Origin of the sequence: Micromonospora qiuiae, from assembly GCF_016863555.1 — a bacterium.
Lineage (GTDB): Bacteria > Actinomycetota > Actinomycetes > Mycobacteriales > Micromonosporaceae > Micromonospora > Micromonospora qiuiae.
In genome coordinates, this window is record NZ_BOPC01000065.1 from 1 (window position 1) to 19,833 (window position 19,833).

Consider the following 19,833-nt stretch of genomic DNA (forward strand, 5'->3'; position numbering starts at 1 on the left):
CGGGGCGGGGTCGTGGCTACGGAGACGAGTTGCCGCTCAGCCGCCGGGCGCGGGACCGGCGAGAGCGAGCGGGGGCCGGGTGCGGGCGGAGGCGGGCCCGGCGGGAGCGGGCGCGGTCCCGGTGGGACACCCAGGCCACTGAGCGAGCTCACGCCGAGCCGACCGGCGAGCACCGGCACCTGATCCGGCTCGACCACGAAGATGATCTCGCGGGGGCGGATCGGGCGGAGCAGGACCAGCGCGGCGAGGGTGAGCAGCAGTATCCCGCCGGCCAGCGAGCCCCAGGTGAGCGGGGCGATCCACCCGGCCCGCAATTCGGCGCGCAGGTCCAGGCCCAGGTCGGGCCCGCCGTCGGGCCGCATCAGCACCAGGCTCAATCGGCGGCCGGCCAGGTCGGCGGGGCTCCACTCCAGCACGCCGGTGCCGGCGAGTACCCAGAAGGTCTGTGCGGCGGGGGCGGCCGGGACTGCCGGCGGCACGCCGGCCGCCGGGTTGACCTGCTCCAGCCGGACCGGCAGCGAGCCCCGGGCCAGCGCCATCCGCTGGACCACGGCGTACGGCGCCGCCGCCAACCATCGCTGCGCCTCGTCGGCCGGGGCCAGCCCGACAAAGGCCGGCCCGTCCGGCGTACGGGCGTCGAGCCGGAATCGGGCGGATCCGCCGCCGGCGAAGGGCACCTCCCGGCGTACCAGCGCGTCGAGATCGGTCACCACGACGGCGTGCCCTGGCGTCCGCATGCTCTCGATCCGCGCGGTGAACACCCCGTCGGGGGCGGCGCGGCCGGTCGTCAGGCCGAGCGCGGCAGCACCGACCAGCGCGGTCGTGCCGATGGCCAGCAGCACCATTCCGACCAGTGCCCACACGAAACGCATCCGCCCTGTCTCCCTCCGTAGCCAGATACCCGGCCGACCTTACCTACGACCCGGCGCTGAACTGCGGATATCCACGTCGAGAACAGGAAAAGCGGACGGGCCCGCCGGGGTGTCCCGGCGGGCCCGCGTGGCGGTGACTTCTCAGGCCGTCGTCGGCGCGGGATCGTCCCGGACCGCGGCGGCGCTGCGGTGACTTCTCAGGCCGTCGTCGGCGCGGGGTCGTCGTCGCGGACCGCGACGGCGCCTTCGCGGCGGGTACGCGCGAACGCGAGCCCGCCCAGCACCAGCCCGCCGAGCCCGGCGACCAGACCGGCGACGCCGAGCCCGATGGCCAGCCCGCTGTCGCCGTCGTCGCCTTCCTTGGCCGCATCGGCCTGCGCGGCCGGCGACTCGGCCGGCGCCGCCTCAGGCGCGGCGGCGGCGAGGGTGAGCACCGGCGCCGGGGTGGCCGGCTCCTCCTCGCCCGGCGCCGACGGTTCGTCGATCCAGCGCACCACGGCGCCGTCGGAGTAGGTCTGCAATGCCTTGAAGACCATCTGGTCCACCTCGGGCAGTGGGCCGAGGGAGACCGGGAACTCCTGGAAGGTGCCCGGGGCGATCGCCGCGTCCGCACCGGCCGTCCAGGTGATCTTGGATACCACCTCGGAGATCTCGGTGCCGTGCACCTTCACCGGCGGATCGCTCTTGCGCTTCTCCACCGCCACCGTCCAGCCCGGCACCGGCATCGTCGACACCGAGCCGACCGGGGCGTTCTCGGGCAGGAAGATCTCCACTTTGGTGGTCGACGCCGTGTCGCTCTCGTTGGGCACCCGGAACGCGAACCGGCCGTAGCCGCCCTGGGTCGCCTCTTTCGGGTTGACCGTGACGTGCGCGGACGCGGGCGCCACGAAGCCGAACACGGCCATGGCGACGGCGCCGAGCGTCAGGGCGGCAGCAGCGCCTGCGGTACGCCGGTGACGGATCATCGATGGGACCTCTCTATCGGATCGGCACGGTGGCGGTCACCGTGTCTTGGTCGATCTCGGTGGTGCGGGCGGTGATGTGCAGCTGCCACTCCCCCGCCGAGGGCAGGTTGATCTCCCCGGTGGCGTGGTTGTCGGTGAGCGCCAGCACCGGGACGTCGATCGGTTCGATCCCGGCTGACGGCAGCGCCACGGTTGCCTTCCACTCCAGCACCGGCTGCGGTCGGTTATCCGGCGTGTACGCGTAGAAGTGCAACGAGTTGTTGCCCCGCTCGGCCGGCGCCACTTCGACCTGGAGCGAGAACAGGGGGCTGGTGAGCGTGGTGGCGAAGTAGTCGGCCTCGGCGCCGGCCACGTTGGACGAGGCGGTGCGGGCGGGGGTGGTCTGCACCAGGGTCGCCGACACGCCGAGCACGATCGCGGTGATCGCCAACTCCACCCAGACCGCCCGGCGTAGCGACGCGGGACGGCTGGCCGCGAGCCGCTTGCGCACCAGGTGACGGGAGTACGCGGCCACCCCGATCACCAGCGCGAACAGCCCGATCTTGGCCAGCACCAGTTGCCCGTAGCGGGTGCCGAACAGGGCCGCCGGGGTGGCCACCTCGATCAGCGCCTGGACGATGCCGGCCAGCAGCAGCGCCGACACCGCCAGGGCGGCCCACCGCGACCAGATCGGCAGGATGGCGCCCAGTTCCCGCTCGTCCGCCCGAGGCAGCAGGAACACGGCGAGCATCACCAGCCCGCCCAGCCAGACCGCCATCCCGCCCAGGTGCACCGCGTCGACGAGCACCGACACGGCCGGGGCGGGCGAGGCCGCCGGGTGCCCGGACAACGGCCAGGTGAGCAGCGCGCCCGCGCCGAGCGCCCCGAGAACCACCAGGTCGGTGCGGCCCACCGGCCCGGCCAGCAGGGGCCGGAGCAGGACCGCCGCGGCGGCCAGGAGCCCCAGCCGGACCAGGTGCACGGCGCCGAAGACGCTGCCGAACACCAGGCTCAGCCCCGCACCGGTGATGTCGAACAATCCGCCACCGTTGGTGTACGGCACCTGCCACAGCATCATCGCGACCGTGGCGAGCGCCACCAGCCCGAGGCCGGCCCAGGCCAGCCGGGCCGGGCCGCGCCGGGAGAGCCGGCGCGGCCAGAGCAGGGCGAGCACCAGGGAGGAGCCGACCAGCAGCAGCAGCCCGGCGTAGCCGACGAACTTGGCGGCCTTGATCGCGTTGCTGACCGTCGGGTCGGCCCGGCCGTCGTCGCCGCTGTCCACCGGCGGCTCGGAGGGCGCGCCGACGGAGTAGGTGAACGCACCGGAGACCGGGTGGCTGTCGGCGGAGATCACCCGGTAGGTGACCAGGTAGGTGCCGTTGGGGCCGGACGGGTCGACCGGGATGTTGACCACGCTGTCGGCGAAGGTGGGCTCGCCCCGGTCCGCGCGGGAGCCGTCCGGCGCGATGACCCGGATCTTGTCCGGCACCTTGCGTACCGATTCGCTGAAGGTGAGCACCACCTCGGCGGGGGCGGTGGACACCACGGACGAGGCGGCGGGACTGCTGCTGTTCAGCACGGCGTGGGCGGTGGCCGGGCTGGCCGGGGCGAGCAGCAGGGCGGCGACGGTGACCAGTAAACCGGCGGCGGCAGCCAGCCGGGCGAAGCGGCGGCGAGGGGCGGCAGTCATGTCCGCCATGCTCTCCGAAAACCCACCCGCAAGGCGAGCCATCGGCGGCTGCGAATAAGAAAGATCGCCTCGACCGCGCGCGGACACGCGCGCAAGCACCTGGCGGGGGATCACGAGCGACTAGTCGGTCGGCACGGCGGAAAAGTTCCCGACGTGGCGCAGACCATGGAAGGGCCGAAGGACTCTGCTGCTCGGCGCGCTGCCGCGTAACCTGGCTTGTCGTGATCCCCGTGCCGCGCGACACCGCCGCCACCGCCGATCCCATGGACGGCGGCGGAGGCGTGCCGGAGTGCGCGAAGCCGGCCGGCAACGACGCCACCAGGTGGGCGTTGGCCGCCCGCGACGGCGATCCGACCGCACAGGCCGCGTTCGTCCGGGCCACCCAGGTCGAGGTGTGGCGGTTCGCGGCGGCCCTGGTCGATCCGGACAGCGCCGACGATCTCACCCAGGAGACGTACCTGCGGGCGTTCCGCGCGCTGCCCGCCTTCGAGGGGCGCTCCAGCGCGCGTACGTGGCTGCTCGGCATCGCCCGGCGGACCTGCGCCGACCACCTGCGTACGGTGGTTCGGCGACGGCGCCTCGACCAGCGGCTCACCGCCCAGGCGCACACCGACGTGCCGCACCCCGACCCGGCCGCGTCGCTCGGCGCGGCCGACCTGGTCCGCCGGCTGCCCGCCGAGCGGCGCGGGGCGTTCGTGCTGACCCAACTGCTGGGCCTGTCCTACGCCGAGGCCGCTGCCGTGGAGAAGGTGCCGGTGGGCACGATCCGATCCCGGGTGGCCCGTGCCCGCGCCGAACTGGTCGACTCGATCGGTGAGGCGCGAGCGGGGTGAACGGCAGGTGGCGCCGCTGGCTCGGGCTCGCCGTCCGGCTCGGACTGGCAGCCGTCTGGCTCTACGCCGGCGCCACCAAGGTCGGCGACCTGGCCGCTTCCGGCCGCTCCGTGCACGCGTACCAAATCATGCCGTACGACGTGGCGATGGTGGTCGGCGCGGCGCTGCCCTTCGTCGAGCTGGCGCTGGGCGTACTGCTGCTGCTCGGGCTGGCCACCCAGCTGGTCGCCGGGATCTCCGCGGCGCTGCTGCTGGTCTTCATCGCCGGCATCGTCTCGGCCTGGGCGCGCGGGTTGGCGATCGACTGCGGCTGTTTCGGCACGGGCGGCGAGCTGCCGGCCGGGCAGGACGCCAGCTATCTCCCGGAGATCCTCCGGGACCTGGGCTTCCTGGCGCTGGCCGGGTTCCTGCTGATCTGGCCCCGGACGGCCGTCTCGGTGGACGGCGCGCTGACGAGCGAACTGGTGGAGGACGAAAATGAGTAGTCGCAAGGGGCGCAAGGACGCGGCCCGCGTGGTCCGGGAACAGCTGGCCCGGGAGCGCCGCCGCAAGCGGATGCTGTGGATCTCGCTCGGCGCGGTGGTGGTGCTGGTCATCGCCGGTCTGATCGGCTGGAGCGTCTTTTCGGGCCAGCGCGGCGGAAAGTTCATCGCACCGCCGGGGGCCAACGACACCGGCACCGGCATCGTGGTCGGCTCCGGGCCGGTCACCGTCGACATCTACGAGGATTACCTCTGCCCCGCCTGCAAGCGGTTCGAGCAGACCAGCGGCGCCACCATCGACCAGCTGATCAGCGAGGGCAAGATCCGGGCGGTGTACCACCCGGTGGCCTACCTGAACCGCTTCTCCAGCACCGATTACTCGACCCGGTCCTCGGCCGCGTCCGGCTGCGCCGCCGAGGGCGGCAAGTTCACCGAGTTCGGCAAGGCGCTGTTCGAACGGCAGCCAGCCGAGAACGGTGCCGGGCTCAGCAACGACCAGTTGATCGACATCGGCGCCGAGGTCGGGTTGGACCGGGAGGCCTTCGGCGGCTGCGTCCGCGACGGGAAGTACCGGTCGTGGAGCGCCCACGTCACCGACGCGGCGAGCCGCGCCAACGTCACCGGCACGCCGACGGTCCGGGTCAACGGCGAGCCGGTGCGGGACTGGTCGCCGGCGAACATCATCGCGGCGGTGGAGGCGGCCGGGCGGTGACCCTGCTGACCCGGGTCGCGCTGCTGCTCGCCGGTGTGGTCGCGGCCCTGCTCGCCACCGCCGGCCCGGCCACGGCCCACGGCGCGGACGCGCCGAACGGCAGCGACTACCGCGCCGAGGTCACCGCCGTGACCCCGGCGCGGCCGGAGCTTCGGGTCCGGGTGGTCGAGGCGGGGGCTCGACTGGAGCTGACCAACACCGGCGGCGAACCGGTCGAGGTGATCGGCTACTCGGGCGAGCCGTACCTGCGGGTGGGCCCGGACGGCGTGTTCGAGAACATCCGCTCGCCCGCGACCTACCTGAACCGGACCATCGCCGGCGACACGGTACTGCCGGCCGAGGTCGACCCGGCCGCCGCGCCGGCCTGGCAGCGGGTCGACGACGGGCCGACCGTGCGCTGGCACGACCAGCGGGCGCTGTGGCGCGAGCCGGGACCGCCCGCCCAGGTCCGCGCCGCGCCCGACCGGGAGCATCGGGTACGCGACTGGGTGGTGCCGCTGCGCGCCACCGACGGGCCGTTGGAGATCCGGGGCACCCTGGACTGGGTGCCGCCGCCGGACGCGTACACCTGGTGGGTGCTGGTCACGCTCGGCGCGCTCGCGGTCGGCGCGGTCGGGTTGCTGCCGGCCGCCTCGGCGCCGGGTCGACGGGCGCTGGCCGGGCTCGGCGGGCTGCTGGTCTGCGGCGGGCTGGCCGCCGTGCTGCTCACTGTCGGGCGGGTACGCGACGACGGGGCCGAGGGGATCGGTGGGGTGCTGGGCGGCCTGCTGACCGGCCAGGTGTGGGCGCTGCTGGTCGGGCTCGGGGCGATCGTCGCCGGCTGGCGGGCGTTGATCGCCGGCTCGCCGGCGTCGGTGGCCGACGGTAACCGTCGGTCGAACGTCGACTTCGTGGTGGCCCTGGCCGGGGCGTGTCTGGCGTTGTTCGCCGGGGTGACCAACGCCGCCGTGTTCGCCCGGTCCGTGCCGCCGGTGCCGTGGCCGGCTACGGCGGCCCGGGTGCTGGTCGTGCTGGTCGTCGTCGCCGGGGCCGGGGCCCTGGCCGCCGCCGTCCTGCGCCTGCACGCCACCGGCCGCTCGGCGGTCACCGGCGTGGAGGCAGCGAAGCGCTGAACGGGTAGGGAAGTTCGAGGCGGTGCCGGGCGAGCAGGTCCTCGTCGCCGAGGAGCTCGGCGGTCGGCCCGTCGGCCACGATCCGGCCACCGTCGAGGATCACCGAACGGTCGCAGAGTTCGAAGGCGTACGGCAGGTCGTGGGTGACCATCAGCAGGGTCACCGGCAGGGACCGCAGGATGGCGGCGAGTTCCCGGCGGGCCGCCGGGTCGAGGTTCGACGAGGGTTCGTCGAGCACCAGGATCTCCGGGCGCATGGCGAGCACGGTGGCCACCGCCACCCGGCGGCGCTGCCCGAAGGACAGGTGGTGCGGTGCCCGGACCCGGTGCTCGGACATGCCCACCGCGACCAGTGCCTCGTCCACCCGGGCGGCGAGTTCCGCCCCGCGTAGCCCGAGGTTGGCCGGTCCGAACGCCACGTCCTCGGCGACGGTGGGCAGGAAGAGCTGGTCGTCGGGATCCTGGAAGACGATGCCCACCCGTCGGCGGATCTCCGCCAGGGTGGCCCGGTCGGGGCTGACCGGCAGGCCACCGACGGCGATGCTGCCCTCGGTGGCGGTGAGGATGCCGTTGAGGTGCAACACCAGGGTGGTCTTGCCGGCGCCGTTCGGGCCGAGCAGGGCCACCCGCTCGCCCCGGGCCACCGTCAGGTCGACCCCGTGCAGCGCGAGGTGACCGTCCGGATAGGCGTATCGGACGCCACGGACATCCAGGCTGGGGGCCATCGGCGGCACACCGGGAATCATGTCAGCACGGCGGCGGTGGCGGCGACGGCACCCGCCAGGACCGGCACGGTGGCGCCGACCAGCCACTGCCCGGCCGTCGCCGCGCCCGCGCCCGGCCACACCGCGGGCATCCGGCCGGTGTAGCCGCGCGACAGCATCGCCAGGTAGACCCGCTCGCCGCGCTCGAAGGCGCGCAGGAACAGCGACCCGACGCCGGCGGCGAAGCCGCGCAGCTGCCACAGGAACCGCGGGTCGTCGCCCCGGGACAATCGGGCGATCCGCATCCGGCGGGCTTCGCCGACCAGCACGTCCAGATATCGCAGCATGAAGATGGCGATCTGGGTGAGGATCTGCGGGCAGCGCAGCCGGTCCAGCCCGACGATCAGATCCCGGGTGGTGGTGGTCGCGGCCAGCAGCAGCGACGCCCAGACGCCCAGGGTGCCCTTGGCGAGGATGTTCCACGCGCCGTAGAGGCCCTCGGCGGAGAGGCTCAAGCCGAGCAGGTCCACCCGCTCGCCCGCGCCGAGGAACGGCAACGCGAAGGCGAAGAGCACGAACGGCAGCTCGATCGTCGACCGGACCAGCAGCCAGCGGGCACTCACCCGGGCCAGCCCCGCCACGACTGCGACCAGCAGGGCGTACGCGCCGAAGGCCCAGAGCGCCTCGCGCGCGGTGGCGACCACGGCGACGGTGAACGCCACCATCGCGACGATCTTCACCTCGGGCGGCAGCCGGTGGACCGGCGAGTCGGACTCCCGGTACAGCACGTGCGCGTGGCCGGCCCCCACCGGTGCTATCCCTGGCTCGTGGCGGACGTGCCCGGCTGATCCGCGTCCCGCGGCCCGCCCGCCTTCGGCGCGTACCCGGCCTCACGGCGGCGGACCAGCCAGAACGCACCGCCGGCCACGGCGAAGGTCAGCAGTACGCCCAACACGCCGGCAAGCCCGGTGGAGAGGAACTCGTTGTCCAGACCCGCGATGCCGTAGTCGGTCAGCGGACCACCGATCTCGTGCTCCTGCTCCTGCTGGGCGGGGCAACTGCCGCCGGTGATCTCGCCGCGGGTGTCGAGGGTGCAGCCCTCCAACAGCGACGAGTCCAGCCCGTCGGGGTGCGGCGAGGCGAAGTTGCTCACCACGCCGGCCAGCAGCACGGCGACGAGCAGACCACCGACGATGAAGCTCCACTTCCTCATCGGACACCTCCGACGGTCGCGATGGTCGCCGATGCAGCCGGCTTGCGCAGCGCGTACACCAGGTCGGGTCGGACCTTCGCCACGGTGACCACCGTGGTGGCGGTGATCAGGCCCTCGCCGATGCCGATGAACAGGTGGGACGCGGCCATCGTCCCGGCCAGCCCGGCCAGGTTGCCGCCGAGGTCGGCGGTGCCGCCGAGCCAGTACTGCACCACGAAGCCCATCGCCGCGACGACCACGCTGACCGACGCGGCGACGAAGGCCGTCACGGCCAACCCGGTGGTGGTACGCGGCAGCACCCGCAGCAGCAGGGCGATCAGCAAATACGCCACCGCGACGGCGATCACGGCCATGTTGGTGATGCTCAGCCCGAGCATCGCCACGCCCCCGTCGCCGAAGACGAGCGCCTGCACGACCAGCACCACCGCGATGCAGAGCGCGCCGACCCAGGGGCCGACCAGCATGGCGGCGAGCGCACCGCCGAGCAGGTGACCGCTGACCCCGGCAGTGAAGATCGGAAAGTTGAGCATCTGCACCGCGAAGATGAACGCCGCGACCAGGCCGGCCATCGGTGCCAGCCGATCGTCCAGGTCCAGCCGGCCGCGCCGGACGCAGACCGTCAGCGCCGCCAGTGCGATCACCCCGAAGGCTGCGGCGACGGGACCGTTGATGATCCCGTTCGAGATGTGCATGGCCAGAGTTTCCACGTGACCTCCCACGTGACGGCGGGCCCGCGCTCGCCGGCAAGGGTGAGCCTATTTCCAATCATGTGCTGTTGCCAATACCTTGCAACAGCCAAGTGTTCGTCGCCGCCACCGCGCCCGTGGTCAAGTGGTGCGGCGACACGAGCCGGACCGGCACGGCGGCGCGGCGGGCCACCCCGGCACGACGGTAGGGTCGTGCCATGACCGCACCCGTTCGCCTCTCCCCCGGTGATCCGGCGCCCGAGTTCACCCTGCCCACCGACACCGGCGGGCAGCTCACCCTGGCCGACCTGCGCGGCCGCAAGGTCGTCCTGTACGCCTACCCGGCCGCGATGACTCCCGGCTGCACCAAGCAGGCCTGCGACTTCCGCGACTCGCTCGCCTCTCTGCAGGCCGCAGGCTACGAAGTGGTCGGCATCTCGCCGGACATGCCGGAGAAGCTGGCGAAATTCCGCGAGCGCGACGCGATCACCTTCCCGCTCGTCGCCGACACCGACAAGGCGGTGCTGACCGCCTACGGGGCATACGGCGAGAAGCAGTCCTACGGCCGTACGGTCACCGGAGTGATCCGCTCGACGTTCGTGATCGACGAGAACGGCAAGATCGAGCGGGCGCTCTACAACGTCAAGGCCACCGGCCACGTCGCCAAACTCCGTCGCGACCTCGGGTTGGACTAGGCCCGGTCGCAGGCGCAGTCGATCCTGACCATCGATGGTGCAGTGAGGGACGTGCCGGGCTTAACACGGTTACGAACCGACACTCTAGAATCATCGAGGTCGGCGGGAGTGGCGTAACGGCAGCCGCGGTAGGTTTAGGTCCTATTGTCCGAAAGGACGTGGGGGTTCGAATCCCCCCTCCCGCACCACAGCACCCTGTCGGGAGCATCACGATCACGGGCGGTCGGCTCAGCCTCCGGTAAGGATGAGCGCCGTGAGTCTGCGATTCATCCTCGATCCTGAGCTGACCCCGGAGCTGCGTACGGCGATCGTCGCGCTCTGGGTCGACGTCACCAACGCCGGCGGCGCGGTCGGCTTCGTGGCACCGGTCACCGCCGAGCAGGTACACACGATCGCCGACCCGACGCTGGCGGGCATCGCGGACGGCCCGGACCGGCTACTGCTCGGCTACGACGGCGACCGGCTCGTCGCCATGGCGATCTTCACCGACCCGCGCTTCCATCTGAAGCCGCACCTGCGGGTGCTCACCCGGGTCATGGTCCACCCCGACACGCAGGGGCGCGGCTTCGGCGAGGCGCTCATGCGCGAGGCCGAGCGGATCGCCCGCGACCTGGGGTTGGCGGCGTTGCACGTGACCGTACGGGACGGGCTGGGGCTGGACCGGTTCTACCGCCGCCTGGGCTACCGGGAGGTGGGGCGGTGGCCCGCTGCCCTGCGGGTCGCCCCCGGCGACGATCGCGACGAGATCCTCATGTGGCTCGACCTGACCGACGCCCGCCCCGACGCCGTCGGGGTGGCGCAGCACCGCGAAAGCTAAGAGTCGGTCAACTCCACCGGATCACCGAGCCGCACCCGGCCGTGCTCCGGCGGCAGCAGGTACAGCCCGAACAGGAGCTTGCGGCCGATGTTGCGGTGCCGCGCGAGGGCGCGCAGCGGCTCCCGTTCGCGTACGCCAGTCTCCTGGTCGATGGTGATGACCAGGCAGCGGGCCGACGGGCCGGCGGCGCGAAAGGCCAGGTCGCCGATCCGCAACGGCCGCCCCACCCAGTCGTCCTCGGCCCATGCGGGGGCGCCGTCCACCACCAGGTTGGGCCGGAAGCGGGCCATCGGCACCGGCCACCCGCCCGCGTCGCAGAGCGCGGCCAGCGAGGCGGTGCTGGTCAGCAGCACCGGGTACGCGTCGGCGAAGCTGACCTGGTCGCCGGGGTCGTGCTCCCGGTCGCCGCGCCTGATGTGCCGGGCCGGCCGGGCCAGCCGGACCAGTCGCACCGGCCGGCCCAGTACCGCGCCGAGCCAGGCGTCGGCGGCCGGGCCGGCGGGCAACGCCTCGACCCGCAGCGGGCGGCGGCGGAAGGTGCGCACCCGCACCGGGGCGACCCCGTCCGGTTCGGGCACCAGCAGGTCGCGGTGGCCGTCGGCCCGCAGCAGCAGACCGCCGGCAACCGGACGGGCATGCACCTTGACCAACGTGCCGGCCTCACGCTGGGTGACGCCGACCCCGTCGGCGTCGACCACCATCCAACGTCGGTCCCCGTCCAGCCCCCACGGCGCCACCGTGGCCGCGTCGTGGTCGAGCCCCCGACAACCCTTGATCGGGTACGTGTGGATCGCGCTCAGCCGCACCCGGCTACCATGCCACGCCGATGCCGTCGCCCGGGTACCAGTGGTTGGCCGGCGTCTCCCGGTAGGCGAGGAATCGGCGGCCGGTGCGCTCGGCGTGGTTGGCCAGCACGTTGGTGTGCATGACATTGTCGGTGAGGAGCATCGCCCCCCGGGCCAGCTTGGGCTCCACGGCCTCGAACTCGCGCCGCTCGTGGCCCCGGCTGTGGTCGCTGTCGTGCAGGAACAGGTCGACCGGTCGGTCCAGCACGCCGATCGACTCGACCGAGTCACCGATGATCAGATCGATCACCTCCGACCAGGGCGCGGTACGGGCCAGGTAGCCGGCCTCCGGGTTGATGTCGATGGAGCTGAGCCGGCCCGGGTGCCCCTCCGCGGCGTTGCGCAGCAGGGCGGCGGCCAGCACGCAGCTGCCCAGTCCCTTGTCCACACCGGTCTCCACGATGTGCCTCGGCCTGCGGGCGCGCACGATCGCGTACCAGCCGATGCGGCGGGCGTACCGGACCTGCTTGTCGGCCAGCCCGCGGCGCACCGCTGCCGCGGTGGCCGAGGCGATGTGCCGGCGCAGCTCGTCGTCCGACTCGATTTCGGTCAGGTATTCACGCACCTGTTTCACGGGCAGGTCGCAGACCACACTGACGAACCAGGCGAGGTGGCTGCGGCTGAGTTTGGTCAACTCGTACGTGTAGTTGTGATGTTCCCGCGAAGCGACCAACCATCGCGCCGAGACCCTCAGCACCTTGGCGTCGTGACGGGCGACGGTGGCCAGGCGTTTCGGAAAGGCGGCAACCCGGGCGAGGCGCGTACGGGCCAGCGCCCGACGCAGCTTGACGGCGTCCACGGCGAGGTTCTACCAGACCGAGGAGAACATGCGGGCAACAAGCGCGAGTTGTCCGATTTCCTCATTATCACAATTGTGCCTCGCGCCGTGCTCCGGCTCGGCGACGAAACGCAGTTGACGCCAAAGGGGAATGCGAACCGCGTGTCCAAATCAGTAGCATCCTCCACATGCGCCAACACCACGGGGACGGCGATCCCGACACCCTGCTCTTCGACAGACCTCCGGCAGAGCAGAAGGGCATCGACAAGCAGCCGACGGCAGAGTCGAGCACCGGGAGTCCACGACGGCGACGCCGGTGGAAGCGGATCGCCCTGATCAGTGCCCTGGTGCTGGTGCTCCTGGCCGGTGGTGGCGTACTTGCCGGCGGCCTCTACTACCGCTCGGTCGAGTCCAGCATCGAACGCGTCGACGCCTTCGAGGGGGTCCCCGAGGAGACCCGCCCGCAGGCCGTCGCGACGGGTGCCATGAACATCATGATCCTGGGCAGCGACACCCGCGATCCGGACAACACCTCCGGCTCCCGCACCGACACCATTATCCTGGCGCACCTGCCGAAGGACCGGTCGAGCGCCCAACTCATCTCCATCCCCCGGGACACCTGGGTGAGCGTGCCGAAGTCCCGCGAGGGCCGAGGCGGCCGGGACGCGAAAATCAACGCCGCGTACGCCTGGGGCGGCGTCCCGCTGATGGTGCAGACGGTGGAGAAGTTCACCGGCGTCCGCATCGACCACGTGACGATGGTCGACTTCTCCGGCTTCAAGGAGATCGTCGACGCCCTCGGCGGCATCGAAATCACCGTCGACAAGGGCTTCACCTCGCGGCACTCGCTGAATCCGGACGGCCGGCGTGAGTTCGTCGCGGGCAAGCAAACCATGGACGGGGCCGCCGCGCTGGACTACGCCCGTGAGCGGTACGCCTTCGCCGACGGCGACTTCACCCGCATCAAGCACCAGCAGCAGGTCATCAAGTCGATTCTGGACACCGCTGCTTCCGGCGGCACGTTGACCAGCCCCACCAAGCTGAACTCCTTCGTCCGGGCCACCGCCGACGCGGTGGCGGTCGACGAGTCGATGTCCCTGCTGGACCTCGGGATGGAGCTGCGTCACCTGCGTGGCGGCAACCTGACCTTTCTCACCTGCCCGACCAAGGGCACCGGCATGATCGGCAACGAAAGCGTGGTGCTGGCCGACAAGGCGAAAGCGGACGAGCTCTTCGACGCGGTCCGTCGGGACGCGGTGCCAGAAATTCTGGCTGCTGCGAAGTAGGAACTCGAACAGGCATGCTGACCAATGATGTCGGCTCCCGCCCGGCCGTGTCACGCGGTCGCCCTCAGTCATGTAGCGCGGCCGGGGGACTCACGGGGAGAGCGCCGACCATGCCGGCCCAACCGGCAGCCGGTCATACCGGAGCGCACCTCGGTGGGCTGGCACAGCAGGTGATTCCGCAACAGGAGGCCCGCACCGCGGTCGAGACGACCGCGGTTCTGCCGTACGCGAGATCCCGGGCCTCGTCGCGCACCCGCTGGGTCCGTGCCTGGATGATGACGCTCCCCATCGACGTCGCCGCGCTGACCACCCCGTTGCTGCTGACCCAGACGTACTGGCGCGGGATGCTGGCCTACGCCACGCTGGCGGTAGCCATCCTCTGGTCCGGCGGACACTACCGGCCACGCCGGCACGTGAGCATCCTCGACGAGCTGCCGAGCCTCGGGGGCCGGCTACTGGCCTCCGCGGCGGTGGTCGCCATCATCGCGGCACAGCGGCACTCCTCCGTGGAATACGTCAGCGAGTTCATGCGCGACGTCGCACTCTCGGCGGGGCTGATCATCGTCGGTCGCACGGTCAGTCGTACGCTCATCGTCTTCGTGCGCAAGCATCGATGGGTGGAGCACAACGCCGTCATCATCGGCAGCGGGCCGACCGGTCTCGAGTTGGCCCGGCTGTTGCGCCGTCATCCCCGGTACGGTCTGCGGTTCGTCGGTTGCGTGGACGCAGCGTCACGGCAGGAGACCGGGGCCCTGCCGCTGAGCGGTGGCCTCAACGACCTCGAACATCTCGTGCGACTCCTGGAGTGCGAGGTACTGATCATCGCCGATCCGGACTGCTCGGAGTCCGTCCTCATGGAGACGCTGCTGCGGCCCGGTAGCTCCCGATGCGACCTCTGGGCGGTGCCCGGCCTGTGGGGCTCACGTTCGCAGGGCGGCTATCCCGACCACATCGGGGCGATCCCGATCGTCAAGATCGACGATGTCACGTTTTCCGGGCCGAGGTGGGCCATCAAACGGGCCTCGGACATAGTCTTCGCCGCGGTCGCGCTGGTGGTGCTGAGTCCGGTGCTGCTGCTCTGCGCCATCGCCACCTTCCTCGACGGCGGCCGGGGCGTTTTGTTCCAGCAGGAGCGGGTCGGCCGGTACGGCAAGCCGTTCAAGGTCATCAAGTTCCGCTCGATGCGTCCACTCGACGAGCAGGAGTCACAGACCAGGTGGTCCATCGCGGACGACGAGCGGGTGAGCCCGATCGGCCGCTTCATGCGCCGCACCTCCCTGGACGAACTGCCCCAGTTGTGGAACATCCTGCGCGGTGACATGAGCGTGGTCGGTCCCCGGCCGGAGCGGCCACACTTCGTCGAGCAGTTCTCGGCGCGGTACCCGAACTACGCGGCACGGCATCGGGTGCCCGTCGGGCTCACCGGGCTCGCGCAGGTCAGCGGCCTACGCGGCGACACCCCGATCTCCGATCGGGCGCGGTTCGACAACTACTACATCGAGAACTGGTCGCTCTGGCTCGACATCAAGGTCATACTGCGGACTGTTGCGGAGGTGCTGCGGGCCGGTGGTCGCTGACGGCCGCCCCGGTAACCTCAGCCGGTGCTCAGCGGCAGCAGTCGCGGCTCGTACCCTTCGAAGTAGCGGCTCGGATCGGCCTGCAGCACCGATCCCACGATGCTGCCGAGGACGTCTCGGAAGTCGGTTGTGGCCTTGAGATCGCCGTGGTCCAGGTCCGTCAGGCTCGGCTGCTCGCCGTAGAAGCCACCCACTACCCGCTGACCCAGAACCAGGACCGGGCCGGCCGTACCGTGATCCGTGCCGTCCGACGCGTTGGCCCGCACCCGGCGACCGAACTCGCTGTAGACGACGACAGTGACCCGGCGGCCGGCTACGGACTGCGCCATCCGGTCCGCGAACGACGACAGTGCCGTATCGAGCTGACGCAGCAGTAATTCCTGTGTGGGCAGCTCATCGGCATGGGTGTCGAAACCACCCAGGCTGACCGAGTAGACCCGGGTCGGCACACCGACCTCCACGCAGCGAGCGACCAGGGCAAGCTGGGCAGAGAGGGCGCTCTCGCCACCGGTGCCGGTCGCCGGGACCGCCGGCTCCGCGACGGCCTTCGGCGAACCGGTCGCCTCGTCGACGCCTCCGATGACCCGCTGCAACTCGATCAGGTCGGTGTACGCCGAGGCAGCCCGGGCCGACATTTCCGGCTCTCCCGGCTCGGTACGACCGAGTTCCGCGACCAGCCCCGGATCGACCCAGGGCGGCATGTCCAGTCCTTGATAACTGATGCAGGAGCCGATGCGTCGGCGTCCCACCAGCAGCGGCGGAATGACCGGCTCGAAGCTGACCGCGGTGCCCACGGGTGCCTCGGTGTCATCCAGCCAGCGGCCGATCCAGCCGGTGGTTGCCGGGACATCGGGCACACCGGTCTGCCAGATGTCCATGGAGCGGAAGTGGCTCCGGTCGGGCCGGGGGTATCCGACGCCCAGGATGATTGCCAGTCGCTTGCCGTCCCACAGCCGCTTCAACCCCGTCAGCACCGGGTTCAGGCCAAGCTCGTCGTCCAGTGGCAGAACCCTCTCGCCCGGGTACGCGAGCTCCGGCCGGTTGGCGTGGTAGGCCGGGTCGGCGTAGGGGATGACCGTGTTGAGCCCGTCGTTACCGCCGTACAGGGTGACCAGGACGAGCGTGTCGGCGGGTGGTTCGGCTTCGCTAGCGGCGCCGCCCAACAGCCGAGAGAAGGCCAAAGCACCCCCGCCGGCGGCCAGCGTGGCCGCACCGGTCACGCCAGAGGCGAGCAGGAATCGACGTCGGGTAAGAGCATCCATCTACGTCACCGTGTACTCGGGGCTGACCAGGCCCAGGGTCAACAGCATGCGGGGATTGTCCACCTTCCGCAGGACCGCGTACGTCCGGTTGGTCCACCGATCCACGCAAAGGATGGCCGCCACGTTTTCCGGGGTGAGGCGGCCGGGTTCAAGCTGACTCGCCAGTTTGCCGGCCAGGCTGAGCTTCAGCCGCGCCGCAGCTGACGTGAGCCAGGCGGCTCCGGCCGGCCAGCCACCGACGCTCGGAGGCGCGAAGGGGCGCTGCCCCAGCCCGCCCAGCCCGTCGCAGAGTTGGGTCAGCGTGTCACGGGGAATGTTCGCCGGGCGAACGCCCAACTGGCGCATCGCACCGACCATCCACTCGATCGGCTGTTTGACCAACGTGCCGGCGGTGGCCTGGAAGGCGTCATCGGCGAAGAGCGCCCGCAGCATCGCCATCGGAGCGGGAAACGCCGCGACCATTCGATCCCGGGTCGCCGGCGGAATCGGCTCGGTGGACGAGGCGTAGCGGAACCAGAGCCGCCCGGCGATGAACTCGGCGCAGGCGGGCTGGCGGAGCAACAGATCGACCAGGCTCCGGGCGGTGAACTCGGCCTGTGCACCGAGGACCGTCTTGCTTCCGGTGTCGCGCGCGCTCGGGTCGAGAACAACACGCTCCGCCTTCAGGTCGAGCCGCCAACCGGTCAATGCCCGCCCAGCCTCCTTGACGTCAGTCTCGGTGTAATGCCCGTGACCAAGCATGAAGAGCTCGCAGAGCTCCCGAGCGAGGTTCTCGTTGGGAGCCTTTCGGGTGTTGAACTGCCCGTCGAGCCAGTGCACGAGTGCCGGGTCCACCACCATGCGACGGGCCATATCGGCGAAGTTCGGGGCAGAGCGAAGGGTGCGGTGCTGGGCCAGCATCAGCTGAGGGCTCTTGACCTTACGAATGGACGTAGCCCAATGCCCGTGCCAGAAGAAAATCAGCTTTTCCAACGCCTGGTGGTCGGCGACGGTCATCCGGTCCAGCCACCACCGCGTCAGTTGCTCGGCCTGCTCCTCTCGGGCCTTGTCAGCGGCAGCTCGTTGCTCAGTGCTCGGGTTCGGATTGGCCGCGTAGGCATCGGGCCCGAGTTGTGGGAGGGGAGCGCTGGTGGCACCGATGTCAGGCCCCGCCGGCGCGGTCACCGTCATGAGCGTGGCGGCGTAGCCGATCTTTGTCGCTGCCGCCAGCTCCGCCGCGGTCGGACCGAAGCCAGCGCGGCGGAGCAGCAGCGCGACGTCCCCGGTCATACGCCAACCATAGGCGACGTGAACGCGGTGACCGCCGCCGTCCTGTATGGATCCTGCGCGCCTTGCACACGCCGAGGTTGGCCGACGAGCCTCGGCGTCTTGTCCGTCCAGCTGGCGGCTCAGGCCCCAACCGGCCGCCGTACAGCCACCAGGTAGCCGTCGATCTCAGTCAACTCGAAGTGCTCTGAAGTGACCAAGCGGCTCGGGATCATGATCGTCCTGGCCTTCGTACCGAACGGAAAATCGTCGTCGTAGGTGCGATAGACCAAATTGTCCCCGTCCACCCGGAGCACGATGGCGTCGATCCGGTCGTGAGAGTTGTCGCCGGTCTTCGCGGCGAACTCAACCGGCGACACCGAACCCGCTGTCTCCTCGAGGAACTCCAGCCGGCGGTGGTACTGGGCGGTGGGGTGTGAGTAGTTGGCGTTCCACTGCACGAATCCGTAGTAGGGCTGGTAGGCGAAGAGGTGGGTTCGGTCCGAGAGGACCACCGGGTGACCGGCTCCCCGATAGGTGGCCTGGATCAGGGCGTCCACCCTGGTCGCCGCGGGGAGAGTGGGTTGCTTGTCGGTGTCGTGGAAGGGTGGCAGCGTGCCGTCCGGCAGTGTCTCGTTGTGCGCCGCGTGAATCCGCGGGTCATCGACCACCCGGTTGACGAATCCGTCGCCAACCAGGAGGGCGAGCAGGCCCGCGCCGACGGCGACGACCGGCCACATCGCGGGCACCGAGATCCGGCCGAGGATCCATCGCACACCCCGCACCAGCCCCAGCGCTGCCGCGCTCAGCAGCACCAACGGCACCAGCGCCTTCATCCGGAATGACATCAGCGGCACGTCCAGCGCGAGGAAGACGAAGCCCAGGGCGTGCCAGAGGTACAGCGCGACGAGCACGACCAGCAGCGACCGGGACAGCGCCTCCCGGGCGGTGAGGATGAGGTAACCAAGGCCGAGGAGGCAGAGCGCGCCGACCACGCTTGGCTCGAGCATGGGTAGCGCCAGATCACCGGAGTTCAGCGTGATCCACCGGTTGTTTAGCGACTCGAAATGTGGTGCCGTGAGAAAGTTCCAGGCCAGCGGCGCCCAGAAGACCGCCGAGCCCAGGGCGGCGATGCCGAGGACGAGCAGGCCTCGGCCCGCAGCCCGCCGATCCAACTCACCGCGCCGCCACTGCATGGCCAGAAACAGGGGGAAGACCAACACGAAAAGGAAAAAATAGTAGTAATAAACGCAGAACAGCACCGCCCCGATCAGTCCCAGCACGATGGGGTGCCGGCGACGCAGGCCCGACCGGGTCAATCCGTGGACGGCTTCCAGCCACCAGGGGATCACGGCCAACTGGACCAGCCAGCCATAGCTCTCGTACAGGTCCGGCACGATCAGTGGTATGGCCGAGATGAGCGCGGCGTGCCGCGGTGCCACGAGGCGCCGCCAGAACAGATAGGACACCGACGGTACGGCGAAGGCGACGGCGATCGCGCCGAACTTGAGGATGTGCCAAGGAGCCACGCCGGTCAGGTATGCGGCCCTGCCGAGCAGCCAGAAGTACCCCGGGGCGTAGTAGCCCGGCAGGTCGCGGTAGGTGTAGTCGACGAGCTGCCAGGTGTCCGCGAAACGGGTGACCATCGCGGTGCGGAAGGACTGGTCGCCCTGCACGCCGTAAGCGTCGAACGGAGTGCCGTGCAGCGCGGTGAGCATTGTCAGCCCGGCGAGCCCGGCAAACAGGGCAGGAAGCAGGTCGCTGTCCCACGTCCGACCGGTCCGCCGAGCCCACCACACCGCGCCAACTGCCAGCGCAGCGACGACCATGGCAGCGGTGTGCAGACCGTACTCCGTCCGCCCGGACCTCGGGTGCGCGCCGGCTCTGAGCGCGAGAACGTGGATCCCCAACACGACGAGACCCACCAGGCCGGCGAAGAAGAGCGGCCGGGCCGCCCCGAGCCACTGCCGGATCCCGGACCGGGGATGCACCTCGTGCGGTGTCTTATCGTCGGCTCGTCCCGGCGGTGGCAGTGCGACCCCCGCTTGGCGTGCGCTCGTCAGCACGGCATCCGATCCCTC

General features: G+C 70.9%; 19 protein-coding genes, 1 tRNA gene and 1 pseudogene. 9 read left to right on the forward strand and 12 right to left on the reverse strand.

Translation table 11 applies throughout. The annotated features are described in order from the left end of the window. The 3 genes and pseudogenes from Vqi01_RS30945 to Vqi01_RS21935 all read right to left on the reverse strand — a co-directional run. Positions 1 to 347: pseudogene (locus Vqi01_RS30945) on the reverse strand (hypothetical protein); the annotation flags it as partial. 722 nt (positions 348 to 1,069) lie between these two features. Further along, positions 1,070 to 1,837, reverse strand: coding sequence for a YcnI family copper-binding membrane protein (locus tag Vqi01_RS21930; RefSeq protein WP_204036715.1), 768 nt, complete (start codon positions 1,835 to 1,837; stop codon positions 1,070 to 1,072). Positions 1,838 to 1,850: 13 nt separating this feature from the next. Next, the gene (locus Vqi01_RS21935; RefSeq protein ID WP_204036716.1) at positions 1,851 to 3,515 is read right to left on the reverse strand and encodes a copper resistance CopC/CopD family protein; all 1,665 of its coding nucleotides are present in this window, start codon (positions 3,513 to 3,515) and stop codon (positions 1,851 to 1,853) included. A 212-nt stretch (positions 3,516 to 3,727) separates the two neighbouring features. On the opposite strand from Vqi01_RS21935, the gene Vqi01_RS21940 reads away from it, so the two are divergent. From Vqi01_RS21940 to Vqi01_RS21955, 4 genes are read left to right on the forward strand one after another with little or no spacing between them, the layout of a single operon-like run. Continuing rightward, positions 3,728 to 4,339 (forward strand): sigma-70 family RNA polymerase sigma factor, encoded by a 612-nt coding sequence (locus Vqi01_RS21940; RefSeq protein ID WP_372444400.1) that lies wholly within the window; start codon positions 3,728 to 3,730, stop codon positions 4,337 to 4,339. Then, positions 4,336 to 4,824, forward strand: a complete 489-nt coding sequence (locus tag Vqi01_RS21945) for a MauE/DoxX family redox-associated membrane protein (RefSeq protein WP_204036717.1) — start codon at positions 4,336 to 4,338, stop codon at positions 4,822 to 4,824. Before Vqi01_RS21940 ends, Vqi01_RS21945 begins: the two co-directional genes overlap by 4 nt. Further along, positions 4,817 to 5,533 carry a DsbA family protein gene (locus Vqi01_RS21950; RefSeq protein WP_204036718.1) on the forward strand — a complete coding sequence of 239 codons (717 nt, stop codon included), beginning with the start codon at positions 4,817 to 4,819 and terminating at the stop codon, positions 5,531 to 5,533. The genes Vqi01_RS21945 and Vqi01_RS21950 overlap by 8 nt, the downstream gene beginning before the upstream one ends. Then, positions 5,530 to 6,645: a hypothetical protein gene (locus tag Vqi01_RS21955; RefSeq protein ID WP_204036719.1), complete on the forward strand. Its 1,116-nt coding sequence runs from the start codon at positions 5,530 to 5,532 to the stop codon at positions 6,643 to 6,645. Before Vqi01_RS21950 ends, Vqi01_RS21955 begins: the two co-directional genes overlap by 4 nt. Here Vqi01_RS21955 and Vqi01_RS21960 read toward each other — a convergent pair. Genes Vqi01_RS21960 through Vqi01_RS21975 form a run of 4 tightly spaced genes read right to left on the reverse strand, consistent with a single transcriptional unit; the run spans position 6,617 to position 9,268 of the window. Next, positions 6,617 to 7,390: an energy-coupling factor ABC transporter ATP-binding protein gene (locus Vqi01_RS21960; RefSeq protein ID WP_204036720.1), complete on the reverse strand. Its 774-nt coding sequence runs from the start codon at positions 7,388 to 7,390 to the stop codon at positions 6,617 to 6,619. The two genes, Vqi01_RS21955 and Vqi01_RS21960, sit on opposite strands and share 29 nt — an antisense overlap. Further along, entirely contained in the window at positions 7,387 to 8,157 is a 771-nt protein-coding gene (cbiQ, locus tag Vqi01_RS21965) for a cobalt ECF transporter T component CbiQ (RefSeq protein WP_204036721.1), read from the reverse strand. The genes Vqi01_RS21960 and cbiQ overlap by 4 nt, the downstream gene beginning before the upstream one ends. 5 nt (positions 8,158 to 8,162) lie before the next feature. Further along, positions 8,163 to 8,561 carry a PDGLE domain-containing protein gene (locus Vqi01_RS21970; RefSeq protein ID WP_204036722.1) on the reverse strand — a complete coding sequence of 133 codons (399 nt, stop codon included), beginning with the start codon at positions 8,559 to 8,561 and terminating at the stop codon, positions 8,163 to 8,165. Beyond that, positions 8,558 to 9,268, reverse strand: coding sequence for an energy-coupling factor ABC transporter permease (locus Vqi01_RS21975; RefSeq protein ID WP_204036723.1), 711 nt, complete (start codon positions 9,266 to 9,268; stop codon positions 8,558 to 8,560). Before Vqi01_RS21975 ends, Vqi01_RS21970 begins: the two co-directional genes overlap by 4 nt. Positions 9,269 to 9,465: 197 nt before the next feature. Here Vqi01_RS21975 and bcp point away from each other — a divergent pair, with 197 nt between their 5' ends. The 3 genes from bcp to Vqi01_RS21990 all read left to right on the forward strand — a co-directional run bounded on the left by bcp (position 9,466) and on the right by Vqi01_RS21990 (position 10,759). After that, on the forward strand, positions 9,466 to 9,942 hold the full coding sequence (gene bcp, locus Vqi01_RS21980) for a thioredoxin-dependent thiol peroxidase (RefSeq protein ID WP_204036724.1): 477 nt from the start codon (positions 9,466 to 9,468) through the stop codon (positions 9,940 to 9,942). A 102-nt stretch (positions 9,943 to 10,044) separates the two neighbouring features. Beyond that, positions 10,045 to 10,130, forward strand: a tRNA-Leu gene (locus Vqi01_RS21985). Between the two features lie 65 nt (positions 10,131 to 10,195). Then, positions 10,196 to 10,759: a GNAT family N-acetyltransferase gene (locus Vqi01_RS21990; protein WP_204036725.1), complete on the forward strand. Its 564-nt coding sequence runs from the start codon at positions 10,196 to 10,198 to the stop codon at positions 10,757 to 10,759. Here the strand turns inward: Vqi01_RS21990 and Vqi01_RS21995 are convergent. Together Vqi01_RS21995 and Vqi01_RS22000 are read right to left on the reverse strand one after the other, a co-directional pair. Continuing rightward, positions 10,756 to 11,565 carry an MOSC domain-containing protein gene (locus Vqi01_RS21995; RefSeq protein WP_204036726.1) on the reverse strand — a complete coding sequence of 270 codons (810 nt, stop codon included), beginning with the start codon at positions 11,563 to 11,565 and terminating at the stop codon, positions 10,756 to 10,758. The genes Vqi01_RS21990 and Vqi01_RS21995 overlap by 4 nt on opposite strands. A 4-nt stretch (positions 11,566 to 11,569) precedes the next feature. Beyond that, positions 11,570 to 12,403: an O-methyltransferase gene (locus Vqi01_RS22000; protein WP_204036727.1), complete on the reverse strand. Its 834-nt coding sequence runs from the start codon at positions 12,401 to 12,403 to the stop codon at positions 11,570 to 11,572. 167 nt (positions 12,404 to 12,570) lie between these two features. On the opposite strand from Vqi01_RS22000, the gene Vqi01_RS22005 reads away from it, so the two are divergent. Together Vqi01_RS22005 and Vqi01_RS22010 are read left to right on the forward strand one after the other, a co-directional pair. Further along, positions 12,571 to 13,668, forward strand: a complete 1,098-nt coding sequence (locus tag Vqi01_RS22005; RefSeq protein WP_204036728.1) for an LCP family protein — start codon at positions 12,571 to 12,573, stop codon at positions 13,666 to 13,668. A 110-nt stretch (positions 13,669 to 13,778) separates the two neighbouring features. Continuing rightward, positions 13,779 to 15,245 carry a sugar transferase gene (locus Vqi01_RS22010; RefSeq protein ID WP_239098574.1) on the forward strand — a complete coding sequence of 489 codons (1,467 nt, stop codon included), beginning with the start codon at positions 13,779 to 13,781 and terminating at the stop codon, positions 15,243 to 15,245. A gap of 17 nt (positions 15,246 to 15,262) precedes the next feature. On the opposite strand, the gene Vqi01_RS22015 is transcribed toward Vqi01_RS22010, so the two are convergent. From Vqi01_RS22015 to Vqi01_RS22025, 3 genes are all read right to left on the reverse strand, one after another. After that, on the reverse strand, positions 15,263 to 16,507 hold the full coding sequence (locus Vqi01_RS22015; protein WP_204036729.1) for a DUF1501 domain-containing protein: 1,245 nt from the start codon (positions 16,505 to 16,507) through the stop codon (positions 15,263 to 15,265). Then, positions 16,508 to 17,776: a DUF1800 domain-containing protein gene (locus Vqi01_RS22020; protein WP_204036730.1), complete on the reverse strand. Its 1,269-nt coding sequence runs from the start codon at positions 17,774 to 17,776 to the stop codon at positions 16,508 to 16,510. Positions 17,777 to 17,895: 119 nt separating this feature from the next. Continuing rightward, positions 17,896 to 19,743, reverse strand: coding sequence for an arabinofuranosyltransferase (locus Vqi01_RS22025; protein ID WP_204036731.1), 1,848 nt, complete (start codon positions 19,741 to 19,743; stop codon positions 17,896 to 17,898). Positions 19,744 to 19,833: the final 90 nt, after the last annotated feature.

Excerpts from the sequence above, each read along its gene's own strand:
- Vqi01_RS21935 (WP_204036716.1), bottom strand. The coding sequence starts at position 3,515 with ATGGCGGACATGACTGCCGCCCCTCGCCGCCGCTTCGCCCGGCTGGCT.
- Vqi01_RS21930 (WP_204036715.1), bottom strand. The coding sequence starts at position 1,837 with ATGATCCGTCACCGGCGTACCGCAGGCGCTGCTGCCGCCCTGACGCTC.
- Vqi01_RS22020 (WP_204036730.1), bottom strand. The coding sequence starts at position 17,776 with ATGACCGGGGACGTCGCGCTGCTGCTCCGCCGCGCTGGCTTCGGTCCG.
- bcp (WP_204036724.1), top strand. The coding sequence starts at position 9,466 with ATGACCGCACCCGTTCGCCTCTCCCCCGGTGATCCGGCGCCCGAGTTC.
- Vqi01_RS21960 (WP_204036720.1), bottom strand. The coding sequence starts at position 7,390 with ATGATTCCCGGTGTGCCGCCGATGGCCCCCAGCCTGGATGTCCGTGGC.
- Vqi01_RS22015 (WP_204036729.1), bottom strand. The coding sequence starts at position 16,507 with ATGGATGCTCTTACCCGACGTCGATTCCTGCTCGCCTCTGGCGTGACC.
- Vqi01_RS21970 (WP_204036722.1), bottom strand. The coding sequence starts at position 8,561 with ATGAGGAAGTGGAGCTTCATCGTCGGTGGTCTGCTCGTCGCCGTGCTG.
- Vqi01_RS22005 (WP_204036728.1), top strand. The coding sequence starts at position 12,571 with ATGCGCCAACACCACGGGGACGGCGATCCCGACACCCTGCTCTTCGAC.
- Vqi01_RS21950 (WP_204036718.1), top strand. The coding sequence starts at position 4,817 with ATGAGTAGTCGCAAGGGGCGCAAGGACGCGGCCCGCGTGGTCCGGGAA.
- Vqi01_RS22010 (WP_239098574.1), top strand. The coding sequence starts at position 13,779 with ATGCCGGCCCAACCGGCAGCCGGTCATACCGGAGCGCACCTCGGTGGG.